Annotated in this window: 25 protein-coding genes and 1 pseudogene; 23 read left to right on the forward strand and 3 right to left on the reverse strand. The window is 34.7% G+C overall.

The features are described from left to right. Positions 1–34: 34 nt before the first annotated feature. The 7 genes from VEIS1202513_RS03235 to VEIS1202513_RS03265 all read left to right on the forward strand — a co-directional run bounded on the left by VEIS1202513_RS03235 (position 35) and on the right by VEIS1202513_RS03265 (position 6,307). Positions 35–898 (forward strand): 50S ribosomal protein L11 methyltransferase, encoded by an 864-nt coding sequence (locus VEIS1202513_RS03235; protein WP_213467820.1) that lies wholly within the window; start codon positions 35–37, stop codon positions 896–898. Further along, a complete protein-coding gene (locus VEIS1202513_RS03240) occupies positions 895–1,626 on the forward strand; it encodes an RsmE family RNA methyltransferase (protein WP_213467821.1) in 732 nt (243 codons plus the stop codon). Before VEIS1202513_RS03235 ends, VEIS1202513_RS03240 begins: the two co-directional genes overlap by 4 nt. 24 nt (positions 1,627–1,650) lie before the next feature. Continuing rightward, positions 1,651–2,946 (forward strand): tRNA (N(6)-L-threonylcarbamoyladenosine(37)-C(2))-methylthiotransferase MtaB, encoded by a 1,296-nt coding sequence (gene mtaB, locus VEIS1202513_RS03245; RefSeq protein ID WP_105085591.1) that lies wholly within the window; start codon positions 1,651–1,653, stop codon positions 2,944–2,946. Positions 2,947–2,957: 11 nt separating this feature from the next. Then, complete coding sequence (locus VEIS1202513_RS03250; RefSeq protein WP_024063776.1) at positions 2,958–3,302, forward strand: histidine triad nucleotide-binding protein; 345 nt, start codon at positions 2,958–2,960, stop codon at positions 3,300–3,302. 157 nt (positions 3,303–3,459) lie between these two features. After that, the gene (gene rpsU / locus VEIS1202513_RS03255; protein WP_004695751.1) at positions 3,460–3,639 is read left to right on the forward strand and encodes a 30S ribosomal protein S21; all 180 of its coding nucleotides are present in this window, start codon (positions 3,460–3,462) and stop codon (positions 3,637–3,639) included. 81 nt (positions 3,640–3,720) lie between these two features. After that, the gene (locus tag VEIS1202513_RS03260; protein ID WP_213467822.1) at positions 3,721–4,164 is read left to right on the forward strand and encodes a GatB/YqeY domain-containing protein; all 444 of its coding nucleotides are present in this window, start codon (positions 3,721–3,723) and stop codon (positions 4,162–4,164) included. A 238-nt stretch (positions 4,165–4,402) separates the two neighbouring features. Beyond that, positions 4,403–6,307 (forward strand): type I glutamate--ammonia ligase, encoded by a 1,905-nt coding sequence (locus VEIS1202513_RS03265; RefSeq protein WP_060924618.1) that lies wholly within the window; start codon positions 4,403–4,405, stop codon positions 6,305–6,307. A gap of 92 nt (positions 6,308–6,399) precedes the next feature. On the opposite strand, the gene VEIS1202513_RS03270 is transcribed toward VEIS1202513_RS03265, so the two are convergent. Together VEIS1202513_RS03270 and tpx are read right to left on the reverse strand one after the other, a co-directional pair. After that, a complete protein-coding gene (locus VEIS1202513_RS03270; protein ID WP_024066740.1) occupies positions 6,400–6,795 on the reverse strand; it encodes a phosphate-starvation-inducible protein PsiE in 396 nt (131 codons plus the stop codon). Between the two features lie 111 nt (positions 6,796–6,906). Further along, positions 6,907–7,422, reverse strand: a complete 516-nt coding sequence (tpx, locus tag VEIS1202513_RS03275; RefSeq protein WP_024064190.1) for a thiol peroxidase — start codon at positions 7,420–7,422, stop codon at positions 6,907–6,909. A gap of 282 nt (positions 7,423–7,704) precedes the next feature. Between tpx and VEIS1202513_RS03280 the strand changes: the two genes are divergently transcribed. The 11 genes and pseudogenes from VEIS1202513_RS03280 (at position 7,705) to VEIS1202513_RS03330 (ending at position 18,627) form a co-directional block, all read left to right on the forward strand. Next, complete coding sequence (locus tag VEIS1202513_RS03280) at positions 7,705–9,432, forward strand: ABC transporter ATP-binding protein (protein ID WP_213467823.1); 1,728 nt, start codon at positions 7,705–7,707, stop codon at positions 9,430–9,432. Next, positions 9,419–11,164, forward strand: a complete 1,746-nt coding sequence (locus VEIS1202513_RS03285) for an ABC transporter ATP-binding protein (RefSeq protein WP_213467824.1) — start codon at positions 9,419–9,421, stop codon at positions 11,162–11,164. Before VEIS1202513_RS03280 ends, VEIS1202513_RS03285 begins: the two co-directional genes overlap by 14 nt. A 1-nt stretch (position 11,165) precedes the next feature. Next, a complete protein-coding gene (locus tag VEIS1202513_RS03290) occupies positions 11,166–11,960 on the forward strand; it encodes a TrmH family RNA methyltransferase (RefSeq protein WP_105085595.1) in 795 nt (264 codons plus the stop codon). A gap of 185 nt (positions 11,961–12,145) precedes the next feature. Then, positions 12,146–13,000 (forward strand): ChbG/HpnK family deacetylase, encoded by an 855-nt coding sequence (locus VEIS1202513_RS03295; RefSeq protein WP_213467825.1) that lies wholly within the window; start codon positions 12,146–12,148, stop codon positions 12,998–13,000. Next, positions 12,997–13,989: a lysylphosphatidylglycerol synthase transmembrane domain-containing protein gene (locus tag VEIS1202513_RS03300; RefSeq protein ID WP_213467826.1), complete on the forward strand. Its 993-nt coding sequence runs from the start codon at positions 12,997–12,999 to the stop codon at positions 13,987–13,989. The genes VEIS1202513_RS03295 and VEIS1202513_RS03300 overlap by 4 nt, the downstream gene beginning before the upstream one ends. A gap of 15 nt (positions 13,990–14,004) precedes the next feature. After that, complete coding sequence (locus VEIS1202513_RS03305) at positions 14,005–14,454, forward strand: ACT domain-containing protein (protein ID WP_005386672.1); 450 nt, start codon at positions 14,005–14,007, stop codon at positions 14,452–14,454. Between the two features lie 24 nt (positions 14,455–14,478). Further along, positions 14,479–15,767 (forward strand): annotated as a pseudogene (locus VEIS1202513_RS03310) (homoserine dehydrogenase). A 3-nt stretch (positions 15,768–15,770) separates the two neighbouring features. Beyond that, positions 15,771–16,685 (forward strand): homoserine kinase, encoded by a 915-nt coding sequence (thrB, locus tag VEIS1202513_RS03315; protein ID WP_105089178.1) that lies wholly within the window; start codon positions 15,771–15,773, stop codon positions 16,683–16,685. A 55-nt stretch (positions 16,686–16,740) separates the two neighbouring features. Next, a complete protein-coding gene (htpX, locus tag VEIS1202513_RS03320) occupies positions 16,741–17,616 on the forward strand; it encodes a zinc metalloprotease HtpX (RefSeq protein ID WP_105089179.1) in 876 nt (291 codons plus the stop codon). Between the two features lie 22 nt (positions 17,617–17,638). Then, a complete protein-coding gene (ndk, locus tag VEIS1202513_RS03325) occupies positions 17,639–18,046 on the forward strand; it encodes a nucleoside-diphosphate kinase (RefSeq protein WP_105089180.1) in 408 nt (135 codons plus the stop codon). A 65-nt stretch (positions 18,047–18,111) separates the two neighbouring features. Continuing rightward, the gene (locus VEIS1202513_RS03330; protein WP_156719116.1) at positions 18,112–18,627 is read left to right on the forward strand and encodes a cob(I)yrinic acid a,c-diamide adenosyltransferase; all 516 of its coding nucleotides are present in this window, start codon (positions 18,112–18,114) and stop codon (positions 18,625–18,627) included. 47 nt (positions 18,628–18,674) lie between these two features. On the opposite strand, the gene VEIS1202513_RS03335 is transcribed toward VEIS1202513_RS03330, so the two are convergent. Continuing rightward, the gene (locus VEIS1202513_RS03335; protein ID WP_105085603.1) at positions 18,675–19,010 is read right to left on the reverse strand and encodes a hypothetical protein; all 336 of its coding nucleotides are present in this window, start codon (positions 19,008–19,010) and stop codon (positions 18,675–18,677) included. Positions 19,011–19,073: 63 nt separating this feature from the next. On the opposite strand from VEIS1202513_RS03335, the gene cobU reads away from it, so the two are divergent. The 5 genes from cobU (at position 19,074) to VEIS1202513_RS03360 (ending at position 24,010) form a co-directional block, all read left to right on the forward strand. Further along, positions 19,074–19,652, forward strand: coding sequence for a bifunctional adenosylcobinamide kinase/adenosylcobinamide-phosphate guanylyltransferase (gene cobU, locus VEIS1202513_RS03340; RefSeq protein WP_213467827.1), 579 nt, complete (start codon positions 19,074–19,076; stop codon positions 19,650–19,652). After that, a complete protein-coding gene (locus VEIS1202513_RS03345; protein WP_105094363.1) occupies positions 19,645–21,162 on the forward strand; it encodes a cobyric acid synthase in 1,518 nt (505 codons plus the stop codon). Before cobU ends, VEIS1202513_RS03345 begins: the two co-directional genes overlap by 8 nt. Before the next feature lie 12 nt (positions 21,163–21,174). Continuing rightward, positions 21,175–22,167 (forward strand): adenosylcobinamide-phosphate synthase CbiB, encoded by a 993-nt coding sequence (gene cbiB / locus VEIS1202513_RS03350; protein ID WP_213467828.1) that lies wholly within the window; start codon positions 21,175–21,177, stop codon positions 22,165–22,167. Beyond that, a complete protein-coding gene (gene cobS / locus VEIS1202513_RS03355; protein ID WP_024066070.1) occupies positions 22,167–23,060 on the forward strand; it encodes an adenosylcobinamide-GDP ribazoletransferase in 894 nt (297 codons plus the stop codon). The genes cbiB and cobS overlap by 1 nt, the downstream gene beginning before the upstream one ends. A 65-nt stretch (positions 23,061–23,125) precedes the next feature. After that, entirely contained in the window at positions 23,126–24,010 is an 885-nt protein-coding gene (locus VEIS1202513_RS03360; protein WP_213467829.1) for a GHMP family kinase ATP-binding protein, read from the forward strand. Positions 24,011–24,022 lie beyond the last annotated feature (12 nt).

Genomic DNA, 24,022 nt, shown 5'->3' on the forward strand with positions numbered 1-24,022 from the left:
TTTGTTCCGTCACATTCCCTATAAAGGAGCATATATGCAGTGGATAGAAGTATCCATTGTCTGTGAAAGAGTAGCCACCGATGAGGTGACTACTCTTTTTGACGATTATGCAGACAATGGAATTATAGAAGAAGATGTAGAAAATCAACCAAATTTAATTAAATTAACTATGTATGCAGATCCATCATTGGACTCTAATACAATTAAGTCAGACTTAGAAAAACGTCTTACAGAAGCAAATATTAGTGTCACATCCGTTGATACAAATATATTAGATGAATCTACATGGCTCAATTCTTGGCAGCAATATATTGAACCTACAGAAATTCTACCTAATTTAATTATTAAACCTGCTTGGCAAGAATATGATAACGTCCACAATAAAACAATTATAGAAATCGATTCCGATATTTCCTTTGGTACTGGCTCTCATGAGACAACACGTACATGTGCCGAACTATTGAAATCTTATAGTGAATCCATGGATCTTAATCAAGTTACTTGTTTAGATATTGGTACAGGAACGGGTATTCTCTTATTGGTAGCAGCACATTTAGGGATCAAGCATTTGGTTGGGATTGATATTGAGGAATATGCTGCCAATCAAGCTCGTATTAACTGTGAGAATAATCATGTATCTGCAGAGATTATTTGTGGTAATTTGGATAGTGATTTCAATGATACTGCCCAATTAATTTTAGCTAACTTAACAGTGGATCCACTTAAAATACTATTACCTCAAATTGGTAAAAAACTAGAAGATAAGGGGATTTTAATTATAAGTGGCATTATAGATGATCGGCATGATGAGATTATGCCATATATTGAGGCTGATTGGCATATTATTGAGGAGCGCATTGCAGGGCCTTGGCATACATTTGCGCTAGAAAAGCGATGAAAAAGATTTTTATTCCTACACCATTAGATGAAAGAATAGAATTACCGAAAGATGTGACACATCATGTGTTACATGTATTTCGTTATAATATGGAGAAACCCATTACTGTAACGGGCGGTGATAATCGTTGTGGTATCTATCAGATTACCGATGAAGTGGATGGTATAGCACAGGCTAAACTTATTGAATATGTAGCGTCTGATGTATCGTCGTATCGAACTATTCTAGTTCAATCCTTATTGAAAGGTGAAAAGTTAGAATGGGTATTACAAAAGGCGACGGAGTTAAATGTAGATACCATTTATCTTGTATCTACGGCAAACTGTGTAGCTAAATATGATGATAAGAAACTACAATCAAAAGTCAGTCGTTGGGAAAAAATTATGCTAGAAGCAGCCCAACAGTGTGGACGCAATCAACTGCCCACACTTGTAGTAGGTGAAACGCTTTCACAAGTATTAACAATCGAAGCTGACGCATTAAAACTAGTAGCTTATGAAAATGAAGATGGTCATACTATTAAAAATGCACTACAATCAGTACACACTAATCAAACTATAACTGATATTCTAATCTGTGTTGGTCCTGAAGGGGGCTATCAAGAGAAGGAAATCAATGCTATTATAGAGAGTGGTGGCAAATCAGTATCGCTGGGCAATACTATTTTACGAGCTGAAACAGCTGCCATTGGATCATTAGCAATGATTCAATATGAATTAGAACTATAAATTAAATAAGAATAGAGAGGTGCAATGAAAACCGTTGCTTTTACAACCTTGGGCTGTCGTGTCAATCAGTATGACACAGATGCTATGAAAGGTTTATTTTTACAAAATAATTACGAAGCAGTAGACTTCGATGAAAAAGCTGATATATATGTAATTAATACATGTTCTGTAACCAATATGGGGGAAAAGAAATCCCGTCAATTGATTCGGAAAGCAAAGCGTCAAAATGAAGATGCTTATGTAATCGTTACTGGTTGTTATGCTCAGCTTGATCCAGATGCGATTGCTGCTATTGACGGTGTTAACCTTGTTATTGGTACCAATAATAGATCTAAAATCGTTGAGCTAGTAGAGCAATTAGAATCTACAGAACGTCAAATCAATGCTGTTAGAGATATTATGAACGAGTCTAACTTTGAAGAAATGCCATTATATGGTAATGAATCTGATAAAGCTCGTGCTTTCATGAAAATTCAAGAAGGTTGTAATAACTACTGTGCCTTTTGTATCATTCCGTATACTCGAGGAAAATTAAAATCTCGTAAAGTAGATGATATTGTACAAGAAGCAAAACGTTTAGTAGACCATGGATTCCATGAAATTGTATTAACAGGTATACATTTGGGGAATTATGGTGTAGAATTGCCAGGTCGCCCTACATTAGCCGATGTAGTAAAAGCTTTATTAGAGATTCCTAATTTATATCGTATTCGTTTCGGGTCTATTGAGTCTGTAGAGGTTTCTGATGAGTTAGTAGAATTAATGGCTACTAATAAACGTGTTTGTCCACATTTACATTTACCACTACAAGCTGGTTCTGATCATGTATTAAAGTTGATGAAACGCCATTATACATTGCAAGAATATAAAGACTTGATTGCAAGTTTGCGTTCTCGTATTAAAGATTTATCTATTACGACTGATATAATTGCAGGTTTCCCGCAAGAAACAGATGAAGACTTTGAAGAAACATTAAATACAGTACGGGAAATTGGGTTTACCCATATTCATGCATTCCCATACTCTATTCGTGAGGGCACACCTGCAGCTACTATGCCGGATCAAGTACCTGAAGCTGTAAAGAAAACTCGTGTAGCGCTTTTAAATGGTCTTAGCCAATCTGGCTATGAAGCATACGCAAAATCTCGCATTGGTAAGCCTGGTGAGATTCTCATCGAAAAAGAAGAGAATGGATATTATATGGGCTTAACAAATGAGTATGTAAATGGTAAAGTAAAGTCTGATGGATTACATAAGATTGGTGATCTAATCGGAGGTACTGTTGTAGGTTTAGAAGATAATTATTTAATTATTGAATAAGGAGTTATCGTATGAGTGACTGCATTTTCTGTAAAATTATCAATGGTGAAATTCCATCTAAAAAAGTATTAGAAAACGATAAATTTTATGCATTCCATGATATTGAACCAGTGAAAAAAGTACATGTTCTTATTGTGCCAAAAAATCATGTAGCTAACATTGCTCATCTTACTGAAAAAAATGAAGACTATGTGGAAGGTTTATTGCCATTCGTACGTGATGTAGCAAAAGAACTAGGTATTTCTAAAGATGGTTATCGTTTGATCTTTAATACTGGCGCAAAAGCAGGTCAAACTGTATTCCATATGCATGCACATCTTTTAGGTGGCGAAGAAATGGGCTGGCCTGAAGCTTAAAATGGAGTATAATGTATTCTTTTTATAATACTTATTAAAATTCCTATAAAATATACCGGAAAATATTGACAACATCTATACCTATACATATAATATTATATGTGCGTATGTAAATTATCAGCACTTCCCGAGATTATTTTTGGAGGGAGGGATATAGATGTCTGAAATCAAAGTCGGTAAAAACGAAACGCTTGAAAGTGCTCTTCGTCGATTCAAACGCTCCTGCCAAAAAGCGGGTGTTTTGTCTGAAGTAAGAAAACGCGAACACTACGAAAAACCAAGCGTAAAAAGAAAGAAAAAATCTGAAGCAGCAAGAAAACGCAAATTCAGAGCATAAGATGATTACCCTAATTCTGCCTTTTCATGGCTTCATGAAATCCAGAATTAGGGTTTCTTTATATATAAAATAGGAGGAACTATGAGCTTAAAAGATCAATTAAAAGAAGATATGAAAGCGGCTATGAAAGCGCGTGAAGAAGGTAAAACCGCTCTTTCTGTAATTCGAATGGTTAATAGTGCTATTAAGAATACAGAAATCAATGATAAAGTGGAGCTTGATGATAATGGTATTCTTGGTATTTTGGCAAAAGAAATGAAAACTCGTCAAGACTCGTTAACTGAGTTTGAAAAAGCTGGCCGTGAAGATTTAATTAGTCATGTTAAAGAAGAAATGGCAGTATTACAAAAATACTTACCAGAACAGCTTTCTGAAGATGAAATTCGCACAGTTGTAAAAGAAGCGATTGCTGCGTGTGGTGATGCTGTAAATATGGGTAATGTTATGAAACATGTAATACCTAAAACTAAAGGCCGTGCAGATGGTAAAGTAGTTAATAATATCGTTAAAGAGTTACTTGGATAATATATTGTAAAATAGCTAATTAAACAGTTGATATAGTTAGTATATTTAATTCATTAACATAGAACTCTTAAAACTATAGTTAAGAGAATTATGAAATTCTATAGAAAGTTATTGACATATATTTTCACTATATGATATTATGAGTGCAACAAAATAATTGGTCAACGAAGACTCCACTTTAGATATATGGAATATATATCTATTTGTTGGAGTCTTTTTATTTTTAGGAGGAACCATTATGACAAGTACTAAAGATTTATTGTATTACATTCCAGCAGGTCAATATGGTAAAGAAGGTGTTCTTGCACTATTAGAACAACATCCAGAAATTAAATTTGTATCTCTTGTTGGTATTGATTTAGCTGGTAATGATACAGATGAAAAAATTCCTATGGCAGCATTCTTTGATGATTATGAAGCATTCTTCGAAGGTCGTGCCGTTCAAACAGATGGTTCTTCTGTAGTACTTACAAATATCGCCACATTGAATAATGCACGTGTAGATATGTGGGGCGATCCAAGTGTAAACTGGTTCGTTGATTATAACTATGAAAATATCGATGAAGCAACAGGTTTACCAACTGGTACACTTCGTATTCCTGCATTCTTGATGCATAACTACCGTTATGTTGACTCTCGTTCTATCTTAAAAAACAGCTGTGATTATGTTCGTGCAGAACTATTATCCTTGATCAAAGAACATGGTCTACCTGGTATGCCTCATGTGAAAGCTGATGACGTTGTAGACATTATCTTTACATCTGCTACAGAATTGGAATTCTGGGTAAAAACTCCATCTAGAACAGTTACCAAAAAAGAATTATCTGTATCTCAAAAATTACAAGAACAATACTGGCAACGTACACATGGTACAGTTCGTACTGCATTAGAACAAGCAGTTGAACGCTTAGACCAATACGGTATGGTTGCAGAAATGGGTCATAAAGAAGTAGGTGGCGTTAAAGCTAAACTTGATGAAGATGGTCATGAAGCAGTTGTACTAGAACAATTAGAAATCGACTGGAAATTCTCTAATAACCCATTACAAACAGCAGATAATGAATTACAAGCTCGTATTATTGTTCGTGAAGTGTTCCGTGAAAATGGTCTTGATGTAACATTCAATGCAAAACCTATTATTGGCGTAGCTGGTTCTGGTGAACATACACACTTTGGTGTTATGGCTAAATTAAAATCTGGTAAACTTGTAAACTTGTTTAGCCCAGAAGATATGCGTAAAGAATCTGCTAGCTCCTTGGGTATTGGTGCTATCATGGGGTTATTGAAACACTATGAAGCAATCAATCCATTTATCAGTTCTACAACAGACTCCTTAAATCGTTTAAAACCTGGTTTCGAAGCTCCAGTATGTATCGTTACATCTTTAGGTACTGATCCTTCCGAACCAAGCCGTAACCGTACAATCCTTTGTGGTTTGATTCGTGATATCGATAATCCTATGGCTACACGTTATGAATTGCGTTCTCCAAACCCTTACACAAATACATATACTGCATTAGCATTGATCTTCATCTCTGCATTTGATGGTATGAAATATGCTATTACATCTGGTAAAACACAAGCACAATTAGAAGCAGAGCTTTCCAAAGAAGTGGGTGAATCTGCTGATTATCTTGCTACAAATCGTGCATATCGTACAGAAAAAGACGTATTCGATGATTTCACTCAAGAAGAACGTAATCAAATGTTTGGTGTTGCACCAGCCACTGTATGGGAAAACATTAAAGGTTACCATAACAATCCTGAATTAGTTGAAACATTAGCTCAAGGCAATGCATTCGCAAAAGATTTGATGGATTCCTTTATCGCATCTATCTTGAAACGTTGGAAGCTTGTATTGGCTCACCGCTTAATTCCTGATAATCTTGATACAGTTCGTAAGATGGTAGCTATTCATACTGATAGCCGTAATAGTGTAGATGATAAACGTTTTGCAGAAGTTAACGACTTACGTTTCTATCTTGCTAAAGATAGCGATGATCGCAAATCTTTATTCACTCGTTTAATCGATGCACTTAACTCTGGTGAATATGACTTAGCATCTCAATTGCAAATTGAAATGAACGATAAAATGGAAGAATTAGAAGCTAAATATGCTAACTATGCAAAAAACATCTTCTAATATCGGTTGATTCTATTACTCAAAAAGGGCTCCTACATTTGTAGGAGCCCTTTTATTCATATTAACTTTTTATAATTTAGTCGTTAAAGCTATTACTCGTTATGTCCTATAAACTTTTCTACTAGTACTAAGCTACATACAAGTACAAAAATTGCAACAGACCAGATTAAATTATCATATGACGATTCATGATCGATGATTAGCAGTCTAACAATTGCAGTTATGCCAATATATAAAAAGAAATTAAGCGGGAAGTGGAAGTTATTTTTAAAGTATTTTACGATGAGTGCAATAAACTCAAAGTATAAGAAGAAGGTAATTAATTCTTCAATTAATAAATAGTAAGTGCTATAACCTTGGATATTTGCCCACGTAATAAATCCTAGACTAATTAAGGTATTAATGAGGGCAATACAAAGTGCAATACCTACACCAACAAGAGCTATATTTTTTATAGTTAATAATAATTTAGAAATACGTATCCACATATATAATTCACCTACAATAAATATCTAAATACTATACCACATAAAAAAGACCGTACACCGTACGGTCTTTTTACGATTACACCACAGTATAATCAAGAGAATATCAAAGGATTAGATATCAGCTTTAATTGCTTCTAATGCAGCATCGAAGTTAACTGCTTGAGTTACTTCAGGAACGTATTCAACATAAGTTACTTTATTTTCTTTGTTGATTACTACTACGCCACGAGTTAAAAGACGAAGTTCTTCAATCAAGAAGCCATAGTTTTCACCGAAGGAAGCGTCTTTGTGGTCAGACAAAGTAATAACTTTATCTACGCCAGCAGCGCCACACCAACGTTTTTGAGCGAAAGGTAAGTCCATAGAGATTGTCAATACTACAACATCATCAGAAAGTGCTGTAGCATCTTGGTTGAACCAACGAGTTTGAGCGTCACAAACGCCTGTATCAAGGGAAGGAACAACGGAGATAACTTTTACTTTACCTTCGAAATCTTTTAATGTTTTAGGTTGTAAGTCGTTGCTTAAAACTGTGAAGTCAGGAGCTTGTTGACCTACTTTAACTTCTGGACCAACCAATGTGATAGGGCCACCTGCAAATGTTACTACGCCAGTACGTTTTTCCATGTTGTATTCCTCCTAAGAGTTTTAATTCTAATTTATGTAAGGATACGTTTTGTATCTATGCATAGTATAACACTTACATTACCATAAGTAAACTAAAAAATTCGATATAGTATTTTTTAGGGAATAAATAGTATATCATTGGCTTCACAATCAAGAAAATATCTTATAACTACATTATATACGTATAGGTGTATTAAGATATATGAAAAAATTGTGTATACTATAAGGAGTATATTTAAATAATGATAATCCTGTAATATAGAAATTTAACTGAGAGGTCCTATGAAACCTATAGAGCTATTTATGCAGTTTTTCCGCCGAGAAGGTTGGGTGTATGCCATCGGATTAACTATGCTAATTGCTATTGATATAGCATTTTTATTTGTTCCACAATTCATTGGTAATGCCATCGATACTCTAAGTCACAATAAAGAGGGCTTAGTCAATTATATTATTTACTTTATTTTATTATTTATTATTATAACGATTCTAAAAGTTATTTCGCGACGCACCTTACTTGGTTCCATCCGTCGTATGGAGTACCTTTTTCGTGAAATCTTGTGTAGAAAAGCATTACAAATAAAAACAACATATTATGAGGCAAATGGACCTGGTAAAGTTATGGCGTTGATGACAAATGATGTTACATCTCTTCGTGTAGCGTTAGGTTTAGGTGTAATGATCGTGGTGGATATTATATTTTATTCCATTGTAGGATCTATTATTTTAATACAAAAAATAGATGGTCTATTAGCTTTTAAAATCATGACACCTGTATTCTTCATCATTGTTGCAATATTTGTGTTGGGCAGAAAATTACGTGCTAAACAGCGTAGTGCTCAAGCTACTTATAGTGATATGACAGAGTTTGGGCAAGAATTATTCCAAGGTATAGATGTAATTAGAGCCTTTAATCGAGAACGTATTATTTCTGACTCGTTTGAAAAAATAAATAAATTGAACTATAAGAAAAATATGGAGGTTGCCTTATTAGATTCTGTACTAACACCGTTAACAAGAATTGCACCGTTTATTTGTATTAGTATCAGTATTTTCATATGTGGTCACCTAGCTGTAAATGGTCAAATGTCCATAGGTGAATTTGTAACTATCAATTCATTCATTATGCTAATCGTAGGACCTTTAATTGGCTTTGGGGGACTCATTTCGATTGTACAAAAAGGCTTGGCATCTTTAGATCGTATTACCGATTTCTTACGACTACCAATAGAGTCAATTGATGACTCAACTGAAGTATTACCACTTGAGGATATTAATATACGATATTTAGATTTTAATTATGAAAATTCTAAAGGTCATGCATTGTCTCAAGTATCTACAACTATTCGTAAAGGCTCTTTTATAGGCATTGTTGGTAAACCTGGATCTGGTAAAAGTACTCTCTTTAAATTACTCATTGGTTTGCAAGAGTGTCCGCCTAAGTCTATATATTTTGGAAATCAAGATATATCAGATATACCATTATCTAAGCTTAGAAACTCAATTGCTTATGTGCCAACTCAATCTTATTTATTGAGTACTACTATTGAAGATAATATTAAATTTGGTAAAGAATTACCTATGCATGAATCCGTAGAGGTGGCTGCAAAAAAAGCCGACCTATATAGAGATTTAGGTAATCTATTAGATAATGACTTACATACTCTTGCAGAAGAAGGACATGATTTATCTGGTGGTCAAAAGCAACGTATTAATATGGCTAGAGGTTTTTATAAAAATGCACCATATTTATTATTAGATGATTGTTTCTCAGCTTTAGATGCAGTAACAGTAAATACTATTTTAGAGACATTACATACGGTAAATGCACAAACTATATTGTGCATTTCACAGCGTTTAGAGGTTATAGAAAAAGCAGATAAAATCCTTGTATTTGATGAGGGCCGTATTGTAGAAGAAGGTACTCATGAAGAATTATTAGCTAAAAAAGGCTTATATCACACCTTATATGAAGCGCAGAAAGGAGGGGCTAGTAATGAAAAAGCGTAATTTTAAAAATGATTGGGCTTTGTTCTCCTATATAACTGCGTATATTAAGCCTTATTTGGGGATTTTATTATTAGCTACCATTGCGCTAGCTGGCAATTTAGTACTTTTACTTTTAAGACCTTATATAACTAAGCAAGTTATTGATCTCGGCTTTGCTACTAATGATATTAATGTTATCGAATATTATGCTGTAATATATGGTCTTACTATTATTGGTAGTGTGTTATGTATATTTGTAGAAAATTATTTTTTGAAAAGCTTTGGACAAAAAATTATTTATAATATACGTGCCATTGTATTTCAAAAGATACTTCATAAGTCCCATGATGAGTTTTATAAATTACCCATTGGTAATTGGGTAACTCGTATTACTAATGATGTAGAATCACTTCGTACCTTATATACAGACGTACTATTGAATTTAGCGAGTAGCGGCTTAATGATTATCGGTATTTTAGGATTCATGTATGCTATTAATGTACCGTTAGCAATTATCATGACGATTTTATTACCAATCATGGGCGTAATCATATGGGTATTCCAAAAGTTTTCTCGTAAAGCATTCCGTCAAGTTCGCCGTTCTGTAGCTGCCTCTAATGCGAGTATTAAAGAGCTATTAAACTACATAGTCATTGTCAAATCTTATAGCGGTGAAAAAGAAATTGAGGAGCGTTACAATACGGTTAATAAAGGTTTTTTAGAAGCCGGTCTTTTTGAAGTAACAACATTTTCTATTTTCAGACCTCTCGTTGATGGCTTGTTTTTTGTAGCTTTAATCGTCATATTTACTACTACTAATTTGGTAGATTCTGTAGCCGATGCAGGTACTGTTTTTGCTTTCATTCAATATATGGATCGATTCTTTCAACCATTAAAGGACATTGCAGACAAATATAATTCCCTGCAAAGTTCATTAGCTGGTGCAGAACGGTTAGTTCCATTATTAGAGGAAAAAGAGCGAAATATGGTAGATGAAGTTCCAAAGGAACTGATTCCAGTAGAATCAATTGAATTTGATCATGTTTGGTTTTCCTATGAGAATAACGATGTCTATGCATTACAAGATTTCACCTTACATATTAAAGCTGGTGATTTTACTGGTATTGTAGGACCATCCGGTAGTGGTAAGTCCACATTATTGTCCTTACTAATGGGTATCTATAAACCTACAAAGGGTTCCATCTACATTAATGGTATTGATATTTCAAAATATGATAGTTCTGTACTTCGTCATTTAATGGGCTATGTATTCCAACAAGCTTACTTATTTAAAGGTTCTATTAAAGATAATCTTACACTTTTTGATAACTCTATATCTCATGATGAAATGGTAAAAGCTGCAAAACAAGTAAATTTAGATTCTATGATTGAACAATTACCTGAAGGCTATAATACACCTGTTGGGTACTTAGGTTCTTTATTATCAGATGGACAAAAGCAATTATTAGCCTTTGGTCGTACATTAATAAGAAATATACCTATTTTATTATTAGATGAAGCAACTGCTAATATTGATAGTCATACGGAAAAACAAATACAAGCAAGTATCGAAAATATCCGTGGCAGTAAAACAATCGTAAGTATTGCTCATCGGCTATCCACCGTACAAGACGCCAATGAAATTGTTTATATTGAATATGGTAAAATAAAAGAAAAAGGTTCTTTCAACGAATTGATTGAGTTAAAGGGCGCCTTTTATAATCTATGGATTCGTCAAAAAAGTGGGAGTTAGCATGGAATTTATCCAATCTAAAGATAATAAAACTATAAAGCATATAGTTTCTCTAGGGCAACGCAAAAATCGTAGTAAATATGGTGAATACATTGTAGAAGGGATTCGTTCCATTCGTGATATTTCAACTATGGGAGTAATAAAAGCAATTGTTATACGCGAATCTAAATGTAAAGATAAAAATATAGAGGCCTTATTATCCTTAGAGTCGATGCAATCGATACCTACTTATATTGCTCAAGATCCAGTATTTGATAAAATTGATAACACCGTAAATGGACAAGGTATCGTTGCAATAGTATCTAAACCTAAACATAGTATGGAATCAATTTCTATTGAAGATGGTGTATATATTACATTAGATGGCGTACAAGACCCGGGTAATCTAGGTACGATTTTACGTACCGCTGTAGCGGCAGGTGTGAAGGGGATATTTTTAATGAAAGGTACTGTTGATCCATATAATGATAAGACTGTACGTAGTACAATGAGTGCATTACATAAAATACCTGTTTATGAAGATGTTACATTATCTATGCTTAATGATCTTATTGCAGAATCTAATATGTCTACCTATGTAACTGCCCTAGATAATTCAAAACCATACCATATGGTGGCCTATGATAAACGATGTATGTTGATTTTAGGCAATGAAGGGAATGGTGTAACACCAGAGGTTATGAATCTATGTAAACACCGTATTATGATTCCTATGTATGGAGATATAGAATCCTTAAATGTGAGTGTGGCAGCAGCTCTATGTATGTATAAAGCACAAGAACAATTGATGTGCTAATTAAAATATATTAGGGTTGAATTATGTATTTATGATAAAAATTTATAAGTATATCGAAAGTCCTCTACTAGTATACAAGTAGAGGGCTTTTGTATTGATTTTATAGCTCTGTATTTGGTACAATAACATATATCCTTTGTGGGAGAACAAAGTTCTCCCTTTTTTTTATGAAAAGGAAGTAAACTATGTCCAAATTAATAGTAAATGCAGATGACTTTGGTCTTCATAGTGCAGTTAATGCTGCCGTCATTGATGGTCATCGTACAGGTATCATTACGAGCACCTCTCTATTAGCGGGAGGCGAAGCTTTTTCAGAAGCCATAAGTATGGCAAAAAATAACCCTAAGTTGGGCATTGGTGTTCATATCGCCTTAGTAGGTGGACTTAAACCGGTATGTAATCCTGCTGAAGTACCATCGCTGCTAACCTCTGAAGGCGTATTTCCAGAAACATATATCGATTTTATGAAGCGAATTTATACTGGAAAGATTAATTATAGTGAATTGCGCAAAGAAATTCACGCTCAAATGGAACGTATTATGGAATCTGGTTTACATGTAACGCATATTGATGGTCATCAACATATGCATGTATTACCGACGGTACTACCAATCGTAATAGAGCAAGCTAAACAGTATGGTATTAATGCTATACGCATTCCAGATGAATCTTCTTTATTTGTCAATTATATGTACTCTCCGGTGCGATTGTTAGGTAAGGTGGGATTATCCACTATGGCTGCAAAAGCACGTCCTACCATACGTGATAATGGCATGTATTCCACACAATATTTTTGGGGTATGGTAAATGGGGGACACATTAATCAAAAAACGTTAATGGGTATATTAAAATCCGTATCTAAAAAATCGGGTACTCATGAATTGATGATTCATCCAGGTTTAAATAATACGCTTCTTGGAAATCAATATAAATGGGGCTATCATTGGGAAGATGAATTACAAGCTGTGTGTTCCAACCATACGCATTTATATATTAGACAACATAATATTGAGCTAATTAATTATGGAGATTTGATATGAGTAAAATGATGAAGAGAGGCATTTTTATGTTTCTCTTACTATTGGCTGTGTCAATTGGTATCATTTACTACACTATTGATCTAGATGCATTAAAAACAATTTCATCATTTAATAGTATTTCTTTATTATTGGCTTTAGTGGCCTTAATAGTAGGCATGTATTTTGATGGTTTACGGTTACAAAGACTCGTAAAAATCGGAGGATATAAGTTATCTATAAAGGCTGTACTTCGTGTAATCTTTAGTAATTATTTCATGGCTATGTTAACCCCAGGTGCTAGTGGGGGTGCTGTTGCTCAAGTATTAGTATTACGGAGTTATGGTGTGCCAATATCTAAAGGGACTCCTATTGTGTTAATACGTACCGTATTTTCTATTATGTTCCTTGTTATTATGTTACCCTTCGTATTCTTAAGAGATGCTATTGAAATTCCATATATTTCAAGAGATATGCTATTGATTTTTGCAGTAGTATCTGTTATTGCAATGCTTGTAGGTACTTATATCTTACAAACTAAATATATGCGTCAATTCGTATATAACTTAGCGCAACGGTTTAAAGCACATAAAACGAAAGATTGGCTTTCTAAATTAGAAACATTGAATCAAGGTTTAGGATTACTATATAAACAACCAATTCAATCATTTATTGTATTTATTGAATCTGGGTTGAGTCTATTATGCTTATACTGTATTGCGCCAGCATTAATGTATGCTTTTACACCAGATGTTTCGATCATTGATATATTAGATCGAATGATTCTATTGAATCTTATTTTATATTTTGCACCAACACCAGGGGGAACAGGGATTGCAGAAGGACTATTTGTAGTATTGTTTAGTACCTTTGTCCCTAATGGAACGGTTGGTATTGTTGCTGTAGCATGGCGCGTTATGGCAGAGTATTTGCCATTTTTTGTCGGCATGTATGCGGTGTTAACATTATATGGGCGTCAATTTGTAGCCCAAGAAACTTCAACAGAACAATAAGGGAGTGTGTGTTCTATGACTAAACCAAAAAAAGATAAGTTTTATCTGGTGCAAGAAGATATTTTACCAGAAGCGATAAAAAAGACGATTAAGGTAAAAGAAATTTTGAAACTAGGTGAGGTTAAAACTATTAACGAAGCAGTGGAAAAGATGGATTTGAGTCGTTCTGCATACTATAAGTATAAAGATTATGTATTCCCATTTTTTGAAATTGCTCAAGGTAAAATTGTAAGCATTTATGTTTCAATGTCTAATGAATCAGGTATGTTATCTAGTGTGTTAAAAGCTATTGCAGAACGCAATGGTAGTATATTGACTATCAATCAAGACATTCCACTACAAGGTATAGCTAATAGCAGCATTTCCTTTGAAACTAAAGACTTACAAGGTTCATTAGAAGATTTATTATTAGATATTCGCTCTATGAAGGGCATTATTAAAGTAGAAATTTTAGGCCAAGCATAGGCTAATTAAGAGAGTAGGACAATTATGACCACTATAAAAATTGCGTTATTAGGTTTTGGTACTGTTGCACAAGGTACATTTAATTTATTGCAAGATAATGCTGAGTTAATTAGAAATCGTACAGGTGTTAATGTTGAAATTTCTAAAATCTTTGTACGTAATCCTGATAAATATAGCCATATTACATTGCCTGAAACAGCTCAATATGTAACAGATATTGAGGAAGTACTAAAAGATGATTCCATTCAAATGGTTGTGGAATTAATGGGTGGTACAACCTTTGCTAAAGATTGTGTAGAAGGTGCTTTAAAGGCTAAAAAAATGTAGTAACTGCAAATAAAGATTTGTTAGCAGAATCCGGCCCATATCTATTAGACTTAGCTAGCAAAAACGGCGTAGATTTACGCTTTGAAGCATCTGTATTAGGTGGGATTCCAATTATCCGTACATTATATGAGTCCTTAGCTGGCAACCGTATTACAGAGCTCATCGGTATTATGAATGGTACTACAAACTTTATTTTAACTAAAATGTCTGAAGAAGGTTTAAGCTATCAAGACGTACTAAAGGAAGCGCAAGATCTTGGTTATGCTGAGGCTGATCCTACAGCAGACGTTGAAGGTCTAGATGCAGCTCGTAAACTTGCTATCCTTGCATCTATTAGTTTCAATCGTCGCATTTTCTTTGAAGATGTATCTGTAGAAGGTATTACTTGCATTGATACGGAAGATATTAAATTCGGTAAAGAATTTGGTTATAACATCAAGCTATTAGGTATTGCAAAAGAAACTAGTCAAGGTTTATCTCTAAATGTATACCCAGCATTTATTCCTACCACACATCCTTTAGCATCTGTTCGCGGTTCTTATAATGCAATTTATGTAAAAGGTAATGGTATTGATGATGTAATGCTATACGGTCGTGGTGCTGGTAGCTTACCTACAGGTAGCTCTGTAGTATCCGATATTATGGAAGTGGCTAAAAATGTTTCATATAACGAAACAGGTCGTTTGAAACCATTCTATTATGACCAAAAGAATATTTACGCTCCTGGTAAGATTCAATCTAGCTATTACTTACGTTTGGAAGTAGATAATAAAACAGGTGTATTAGCTAAAATTTCTGCCAAATTGGCAGAACAAAAGATTTCTGTTTTATCCATCGTTCAAAGAAATATGGATCCAGAAACTGCTGTATTAGCGATTGTAACATCTAAATGTCCTAGATCTTATATTTTAAATCTTATCGATTCCTTTAACAGCTTGCGTTCCGTTAAGTCTGTTAATAGTGTAATTCGTATTATGGAAGCTTAAACTATGAACACTGTTCGCGTACAAGTACCAGCCACTAGTGCTAATTGTGGACCTGGTTTTGATTGCTTAGGTTTGGCACTCAATCTATACAATATTTTTAGCTTTACACCTGATGTAAAAGCTACTGAATACACCTATACTTTTGAAGGTTTTGGTGCAGACATTTTACGTGCTGAAGATCCTAAAAAAAATCTTATTGGCTTTGCGATGGATCAAGTTTTTGCTACTGTGCAAGAACCAATTCAATATGGACATATTACGTCTGAAACTTTAATTCCTCCATCTCGTGGGCTCGGTAGTAGTAGTACAGCAATTGTAGGCGGCTTATTATTGGCTAACGCGTTAGTTAAACATCCACTTTCAAAAGAGGAATTGTTAGTCATTGCAAACCGTATGGAAGGTCATCCAGATAATGTGGCCCCTGCTATTTTCGGTAATTTATGCTGTGCTACAGGCTTAAAAACAAAGGTATTAAATACGGTTATCTCTGTTCCATCTGAATTGCATTTTGCCGTAGTCGTACCTGAGGTTATGGTTTCTACAGAATACGCTCGTTCTGTGTTACCTAATCATGTACCATTTAAAGAGGCTGTGCAAAATGTGAGCCATGCATCTTTATTTGTAACTAGTTTGATTACACATCAATTAAACAATTTATCTGTTGCATTAGATGATAATTTGCATGTACCATATCGTAAAACATTAATACCACATTGTGATGCAGCCTTTGAAGCAGCTAAAGCTGCTGGCGCATATGGTGCAACTATTAGTGGATCTGGTTCCACTCTAATTGCCTATGTAGATAAAGCCCATGTACAAGCTGTGGCAGATGCTATGGGTGCTGTATTTACATCTAATGGAATTGAAAATAGAACATATTGCTTAGAAGCCGATAGTAAAGGAGCATCAATTATTTAGTTTGTGGTATAATTATAGTGTTAGGCATAGTCCATAACTATAATTGGAGGAAACTATGAACAATATAAAAACAACGCTTTTATTAGCGACTTTGACGGCCATTTTAGTGGTCTTAGGTGATATGATTGGCGGTAGAAGTGGTATGATGATTATGTTCGTTATATCCATGGGCATGAATTTTATGTCCTATTGGTATAGCGACAAAATCGTTTTAGCACAATATGATGCACAACAAGTTACTGCACAATCTAACCCAAAATTATATGGCATGGTAGAACGTTTGGCTAAGAATGGTAAGTTACCAATGCCAAAAGTGTATATCATTCCAAGTGATGTACCTAATGCATTTGCAACAGGCAGAAATCCGAGTCATGCAGCAGTTGCTGTTACAGAAGGTATTCAACGACTATTAACAGATGACGAGCTAGAAGGTGTTCTAGGACATGAATTAACCCATGTTAAGAATCGTGATACATTGATCAGTACTATTGCTGCTATGATGGCAGGCGCAATTTCTATGATTGCCTATGTGCTTCAATTCTCAGCTATATTTGGTCGTTCAGATGACCGTGAAGGCTCTAACCCGTTAGAGTTAATAGGCGCCATAGTTATTGCACCTATCGCAGCAGGACTCATTCAAATGAGTATCTCTCGAGCTCGTGAGTTCTTAGCTGATGAGGGGGGCGGAGAGATGTGTCGCAATCCTTTAGCTTTGGCATCTGCCCTTGCAAAAATTGATTACTATTCAAAACATGGTGCATTGCCAAATGCAAGTAATGCAACAGCCCATATGTTTATCATCAACCCTATGGTTGGTATTGGTGAAAGCTTGAGCAATCTTTTTAGTACACATCCTCGTACAGAGGAACGTATTGCAAAATTGAAACAACAAGCAATGAATCCTAAATATAAAGAGAAAGCATTATTTTAATTAATATCTACAGGAGGCTATCATGCAAGAAACATTAGTTTTAATAAAACCAGATGCAGTTAAGCGTCAATTAAGTGGTGAAATTATTAGCCGTTATGAACGTAAAGGTCTTGTCATTAAAGCGTTAAAACTTTTACAAGTACCTCGTGAACTAGCGGAAGAGCATTATGCTGAGCACAAAGAAAAACCATTCTTCGGTGAATTAGTTGATTTCATCACATCTGGTCCAGTTCTTGCTTTCGTATTGGCCGGAGATAATGCCATCGTATCCGTACGTGCTTTAAACGGTGCCACAAATCCTGTAGATGCTGCCCCTGGTAGTATTCGTGGTGACTATGCCCTAACAATGGATGCTAACGTAGTACATGCGTCTGATTCTCCGGAGGCTGCTGCTCGTGAAATTCATCTTTGGTTCCCAGAATATAAATAATCTCAAGGTTGAGAACATATAGCTTTTCATTCTACATTTATGTATTTCTATAGGAGGTAATACATATGGCAAGTAGTGTTTATACAAAAACAGGCGATGCTGGTACAACTGGTTTATATACCGGTGAACGAGTACCTAAATCCTCATTACGCGTAGAAGCTTATGGTACAATCGATGAATTACAAGCCTTTTTAGGCTTGGCTCGTTCCTATGCTGAAAATGCACGTGTTGCTACTGAATTATATGATATTGAGCGCAACTTATGGACTTTAATGGCAGATATTGCTAGTTTAAATGCGGCGCCAGTCATTACAGAGCAACATGTTAAACATTTAGAAAAGGTTATTGATCGCTTTGACGAAAAGCTTGAACCATTATCTAATTTTGTGATTCCTGGTGAAAAACAATCTTCAGCTTATTTACATGTAGCGAGAACGATTACTCGACGTGCTGAACGTGCTTTATGGCGTGTATTAGATGCTGGTGAAAGCGTTCACGAATCTAATTTAAAATATTTAAACCGTCTATCCGACCTTTGCTTTATTATGTGTCGCGTAGAAGAGGAAATTGGAGCTGAATAAACAAAAAAAGCTATGTATTTTACATAGCTTTTTGCTCGTTATAGACCTTATTGTGAAATTGTTTGATTTAAAACATCGTGAGGACTTGGATAGTAGAAGAAAATATGAGGAATTTCATAACGGAATTTTTCTCTCAATAGATCAGAAAGTGTTGTTTCGAAGTTTATAATTTTATCAGCTCCGAAATCAAAATCTTCTACCAAAACCAATAACTGTGGTTCTACTTGAGGTGCATTTTCTGGTAACATTTCTGGTGGTAGTGGAACATTTACTACTACACGTGCGGTGCCAATATATTTACCTTGTCCATCGTCAATGGCAACACGATAGGTATTATCCCATAAAGTAGCCATCATTTTTAGTTTCATATTCATAATTTCCATAGTATCGCTCCTTTGTTATACTTATAATGATACTGAAATTATAAATTCTTGTATAGGTGCATTATGAAATCACAAATTATATTATGTTCCGGTGGGGCACGAAGTGGAAAAAGTGAATTTGCAGAACGTTTAGCCCTTGCTACAGAAGGTCGAAAAGCTTATGTAGCAACAGGACAAGCTTTTGATGATGAAATGGTTGATCGTATAAAGAAACATCAAGAGCGACGTGGTAATATATGGACGAATTTTGAAATACCATTATATTTGGCCGAAGAGTGGCAACATATTAGCAGTGTAGCGGATGTAATACTCATAGACTGTTTAACCATGTTTACAACAAATCATATGATGGCTCATGGGTCAATTCAAGGCCAAGAAGATGCAAATCGGTTAGAAGATATGATACTTTCAGAATTAGAAGCATTATTAAATCTAATCAAAGTAAGTGATGATAAAATAGTTATATTTGTAACTAATGAAATTGGTCTTGGTATTGTACCAGATAATAAGCTAGCAAGATATTTTAGAGATATTGCAGGCCGCGTCAATCGAACAGTAGCAACTGAAGCTGACAAATTATACTTAACGATTAGTGGCGTTACCATTGAATTAAAATCCCAGGAGGTTCATATAAATGGCTAAGAAAATTATGTTCCAAGGAACAAGTTCCAATGTAGGCAAAAGTATTTTATGTACTGCATTATGCCGTATCTTTTATAGAAGAGGTTTTAAAACTGTTCCCTTTAAAGCTCAAAATATGGCCCTCAATTCTTATGTGACAAAATGGGGCGATGAAATTGGTCGTGCTCAAGTAGCGCAAGCTGAGGCTGCTGGCATAGATCCAATTGTACAAATGAACCCGGTGTTATTAAAACCTACAGGCAATCAATCTTCTCAAGTTGTATTGATGGGTAAACCTGTGGGCGTTTATAGTGCTAAAGAATACCATACAAAATATTCCTTAACCGCTCTTGATAAGGTAAAAGAATCTATCGATTTCTTAGATTCCAATTTTGATATGATGGTTATTGAAGGTGCAGGTAGCCCTGCAGAGGTAAATCTCAAGGCTAATGATATCGTAAATATGCGCATTGCCAAGATGACGAAAGCACCTGTATATCTCATCGCTGATATCGATCGTGGTGGTGCTATTGCATCTATTGTGGGTACATTAGAATTGCTCGAACCAGAAGAACGAGATCTTATTAAAGGTATTGTTATCAATAAATTCCGCGGTGATATTAAACTATTAGAACCTGCACTTACCTTCATTGAAGAAAAAACAGGAAAAAAGGTAGTTGGTGTCATTCCTGCCATTGAAAACCTTGATATTGATGAAGAAGACTCTGTTGCACTGGAAAACAAACGCAATAGTGGAGCTAAAGAAATTCAAGTAGTGGTTATGCAAACACCTAAAATTTCTAACTTTACTGACTTTGATGCATTAAATTATGAACCAGATGTATCTGTTCGATTCGTCGGCCCTGGCGATGTTATTGGCAATCCGGACTTAATCATTTTACCGGGCTCAAAAAATACACTAGCAGATCTTACATATCTTCGTAACTCTGGTTTTGCCGATGAAATAAAAAAACTTGCCGACCAAGGTACACCTGTTATTGGTGTATGTGGGGGCAATCAAATGTTGGGCAAAACAATTTATGATCCGCATCATATGGAAGGAGATATTGAAGAAATTGAAGGCCTTGGTTTAGTCGATTCTTCTACGACTATGAAGGATCAAAAAACAACACATCAAGTAGAATTCAATGTTTCAAATCTTCAATTTTTAAATGGTACATTTACAGGTGAAAAACTAGTAGGCTATGAAATCCATATGGGTGATACTACACCATTAGTAGATACTGTGCGCCGTTGTTTCACCATTACAAGTCGCAGTGAAGAAGCCGTTAATGTAGTTGATGGTTTTATCGATGGTAATCACCAAGTAATGGGGACATATATTCATGGTGTGTTTGATAATGATGAATTTAGACGCTTTATTATCAATCAGTTGCGTGAACGTAAGGGGTTAGAACCATTAGATGTAGTATTCCATTATTTCGAACACAAGAATGCAGCTTATAATCGATTAGCTGATATTGTAGAAGAACACTTAGATATGGATTATATTATGTCTACCTTGGGGTAATAGGGGAGATATATGGAACATTTAACAATCTTGCATTGGTTTACAAAGTATAGCTTTGTATGTATACCAGTCTTAGCATTTTTATTAGATTTACTCATTGGAGATCCTAATAGTAAATACCATCCTGTAGCTATTATTGGTCGCATTATATCTTTTTTTGAAGCAGTTCTCTATAAAGATACTGATAACGATACTAAAAAATTATGGTACGGTGGTATTGCGGTTGGCTTAATCCTCGTTTCTGTATATATTATAGTGTCTTTAATATTGTGGCTTGGTGGCGTAATTGATGAATGGGTAGAATATGCTCTTGAAGTAATTATTTTATATATTGCTATATCTCCACGTTCACTAGCTGGTGCAGGCTTTACTATTAGCCAATTAATTAAACAAGATAATATTGTAGAAGCACGCAAGCGATTATCTTGGATTGTAGGTCGCGATACAGAAGAATTAGATGAAAGTGAAATTACACGAGCTACGGTAGAAACCATTGCAGAAAACACAGTGGATGGGATTATTGCTCCGTTATTCTTCTTTATCCTTGGCGGTCCAATGGGTGCAATTCTATATAGAACTGCCAATACTATGGACTCTATGCTTGGGTATAAGAACCAAAAATATTTATACTTTGGTCGAGTAGCAGCTCGCTTTGATGACGTGCTCAACTGGATTCCTGCACGCATTACCTTTATATTATTAATAATTTCTGCATTCTTTTTACGCTTTGATGCTAAAAAAGCCTTACAAATTGGCTTGCGTGATGCCCATAAGCATCCAAGTCCTAATGGCGGTTATGCAGAAGCACCAGTTGCAGGAGCCTTACATATTCGATTAGGTGGTTACAACCAATATTTCAAAAAAATGACCTTCCGTGAATACATGGGAGATCCCATTGAAAAATTAAATCGTAACCACATTACACGTACAATTTATATAATGTATTTTACGACTATACTAATGATTATAATTAGTACAGCCATTACTTATGGGATGAATGTATAATGACACCTTTTTTCATAGCATTACAGTTTCTAACACGTTTAAAAATCGTTAATCAAACAGAATGGTCTGTAGAAGATTTTGGTAAATCCGTTGTAGCCTTTCCCTATGTAGGCTTAATTATTGGCCTTATTTTAGCATTATTGTATGGTATATTATCACCATTTATACCGTTAGTACCATTGATGTTAATCCTTGTGATAGCGGAATTCTTAATTACAGGTGGTCTCCATGCTGATGGCCTAATGGACACCAGTGACGGTTTATTTTCTGGACGTGAAAGGGACCGTAAGTTAGAAATTATGAAAGATAGCCGTATAGGCTCTTTTGGTGTTGTTGCTTTTGTATTTGTTACACTTTTAAAATGGCAATTATTAACAGCGATTCCAACAGCGGAATTTATTCCAATGGCACTAATTATGATGCCATTAATGAGTCGTTGGTCCCTTGTTTTGAGTATTCGATCCTATCCCTATGCACGAGAGCAGGGGATGGGGGCTGCATTCGCTAATTTAGCACCAAAACATGTTATTACGTACAATACACTTTCAACCTTCTTTATGCCTATTGTAATATTACTAATTGGTGTAATTTTATATACCCTTTTATATGGCGTATATTCTATTTTTTCCATAGCTGATGTAGGCTATGTTGTTGGATTAGGTGTATTGGTTTACGCTACATTAGGTATTTTTCAAATCAATATTGTAAGTATGATTATTACCTATATTATCAATCGTATACTCAACCATTATATTGTTAAGCAACTTGGTGGTACTACAGGTGATACTTACGGATTTGTTGTTGAAGTTACAGAGGTTTTACTACTTTTAATTTATATTATTATATTATCTGTATTATCTGCTTCTGTAGCTTCTAATACTACGATGTTTTAATAATTATTTATCCATTGTTTTATAAAAACAATTACTGTTTTTGTTTAATGCGAAAGGAGTTTAATGTGACCTATTATGTAAGAGCCCCAGGTACATGTGGGGAATTTCTACAAGGTTCTATTAATGGCCAGTCATTTTTAGTGACTTGTCCTATTAATCGTTACTCCTACGCATTAAGTAATGTAAAACATCCATTTTCACAACATTATTGTGCATTACAACCTAAGTCAGCTCTGGCAAGACAATTAGTACAACGATTATTAGAGAAAAAAAATATAGATCAAACTTGTCCACCTGTATATGTACGTTCTGACATTATACAAGGTAAAGGGATGGCTTCAAGTTCTGCGGATATTTCTGTAACGGCTATGGCTACTGCTTTAGCTATGGATTATAATTTATCACTAAAAGAACTAGAGCAAATCTGTTTATCCGTAGAACCTACAGATGCTTCATTTTATCAAGGTGTTACGCAGTTTGATTATATTAAAGGTACCATTTCTCAACCACTAGGAATGTGTCCGCCATTGAAAATTCTTGTATTTGATGAAGGCGGTAGTATAGATACCATTACCTTTAATCAACAAGTAGATTTACAAACTAAAATTTTAGAAAAAGAGCCTATTATACGTGAGTCACTAGATTTATTTAAACAAGGCTTAAAAACACATGATATCAATTTAATTGGTCAAGCAGCTACATTGAGTGCTTTTGGTAATCAACGCATACTATATAAAGCAAACTTATATGATTTTCACGATATAGGAAATTACTATAACAGTGTTGGTACAATCATAGCTCATAGTGGTACTATTATGGGACTGCTATTTCCAGTAGATTACAGTCGCATTTATGATTGTAAGCAAGAAATCATACGTAAGTTACCTCACTTATCCTATGTGGATACAGTAGAAACAACAAATGAAGGATTAACCTATATTAAACGATAATATATTTAATAG

The sequence above is a fragment of the Veillonella orientalis genome, assembly GCF_018406505.1.
Lineage (GTDB): Bacteria > Bacillota > Negativicutes > Veillonellales > Veillonellaceae > Veillonella > Veillonella nakazawae.

Coding starts and splice junctions, on each gene's coding strand:
- ndk (WP_105089180.1), top strand. CDS start 17,639: ATGCAAGAAACATTAGTTTTAATAAAACCAGATGCAGTTAAGCGTCAA.
- mtaB (WP_105085591.1), top strand. CDS start 1,651: ATGAAAACCGTTGCTTTTACAACCTTGGGCTGTCGTGTCAATCAGTAT.
- VEIS1202513_RS03265 (WP_060924618.1), top strand. CDS start 4,403: ATGACAAGTACTAAAGATTTATTGTATTACATTCCAGCAGGTCAATAT.
- VEIS1202513_RS03290 (WP_105085595.1), top strand. CDS start 11,166: ATGGAATTTATCCAATCTAAAGATAATAAAACTATAAAGCATATAGTT.
- thrB (WP_105089178.1), top strand. CDS start 15,771: ATGAACACTGTTCGCGTACAAGTACCAGCCACTAGTGCTAATTGTGGA.
- VEIS1202513_RS03305 (WP_005386672.1), top strand. CDS start 14,005: ATGACTAAACCAAAAAAAGATAAGTTTTATCTGGTGCAAGAAGATATT.
- VEIS1202513_RS03235 (WP_213467820.1), top strand. CDS start 35: ATGCAGTGGATAGAAGTATCCATTGTCTGTGAAAGAGTAGCCACCGAT.
- VEIS1202513_RS03335 (WP_105085603.1), bottom strand. CDS start 19,010: ATGGAAATTATGAATATGAAACTAAAAATGATGGCTACTTTATGGGAT.
- htpX (WP_105089179.1), top strand. CDS start 16,741: ATGAACAATATAAAAACAACGCTTTTATTAGCGACTTTGACGGCCATT.
- VEIS1202513_RS03285 (WP_213467824.1), top strand. CDS start 9,419: ATGAAAAAGCGTAATTTTAAAAATGATTGGGCTTTGTTCTCCTATATA.
- VEIS1202513_RS03240 (WP_213467821.1), top strand. CDS start 895: ATGAAAAAGATTTTTATTCCTACACCATTAGATGAAAGAATAGAATTA.
- VEIS1202513_RS03345 (WP_105094363.1), top strand. CDS start 19,645: ATGGCTAAGAAAATTATGTTCCAAGGAACAAGTTCCAATGTAGGCAAA.
- rpsU (WP_004695751.1), top strand. CDS start 3,460: ATGTCTGAAATCAAAGTCGGTAAAAACGAAACGCTTGAAAGTGCTCTT.
- VEIS1202513_RS03295 (WP_213467825.1), top strand. CDS start 12,146: ATGTCCAAATTAATAGTAAATGCAGATGACTTTGGTCTTCATAGTGCA.
- VEIS1202513_RS03250 (WP_024063776.1), top strand. CDS start 2,958: ATGAGTGACTGCATTTTCTGTAAAATTATCAATGGTGAAATTCCATCT.
- VEIS1202513_RS03300 (WP_213467826.1), top strand. CDS start 12,997: ATGAGTAAAATGATGAAGAGAGGCATTTTTATGTTTCTCTTACTATTG.
- VEIS1202513_RS03330 (WP_156719116.1), top strand. CDS start 18,112: ATGGCAAGTAGTGTTTATACAAAAACAGGCGATGCTGGTACAACTGGT.
- cbiB (WP_213467828.1), top strand. CDS start 21,175: ATGGAACATTTAACAATCTTGCATTGGTTTACAAAGTATAGCTTTGTA.
- cobU (WP_213467827.1), top strand. CDS start 19,074: ATGAAATCACAAATTATATTATGTTCCGGTGGGGCACGAAGTGGAAAA.
- VEIS1202513_RS03280 (WP_213467823.1), top strand. CDS start 7,705: ATGAAACCTATAGAGCTATTTATGCAGTTTTTCCGCCGAGAAGGTTGG.
- tpx (WP_024064190.1), bottom strand. CDS start 7,422: ATGGAAAAACGTACTGGCGTAGTAACATTTGCAGGTGGCCCTATCACA.
- cobS (WP_024066070.1), top strand. CDS start 22,167: ATGACACCTTTTTTCATAGCATTACAGTTTCTAACACGTTTAAAAATC.
- VEIS1202513_RS03270 (WP_024066740.1), bottom strand. CDS start 6,795: ATGTGGATACGTATTTCTAAATTATTATTAACTATAAAAAATATAGCT.
- VEIS1202513_RS03260 (WP_213467822.1), top strand. CDS start 3,721: ATGAGCTTAAAAGATCAATTAAAAGAAGATATGAAAGCGGCTATGAAA.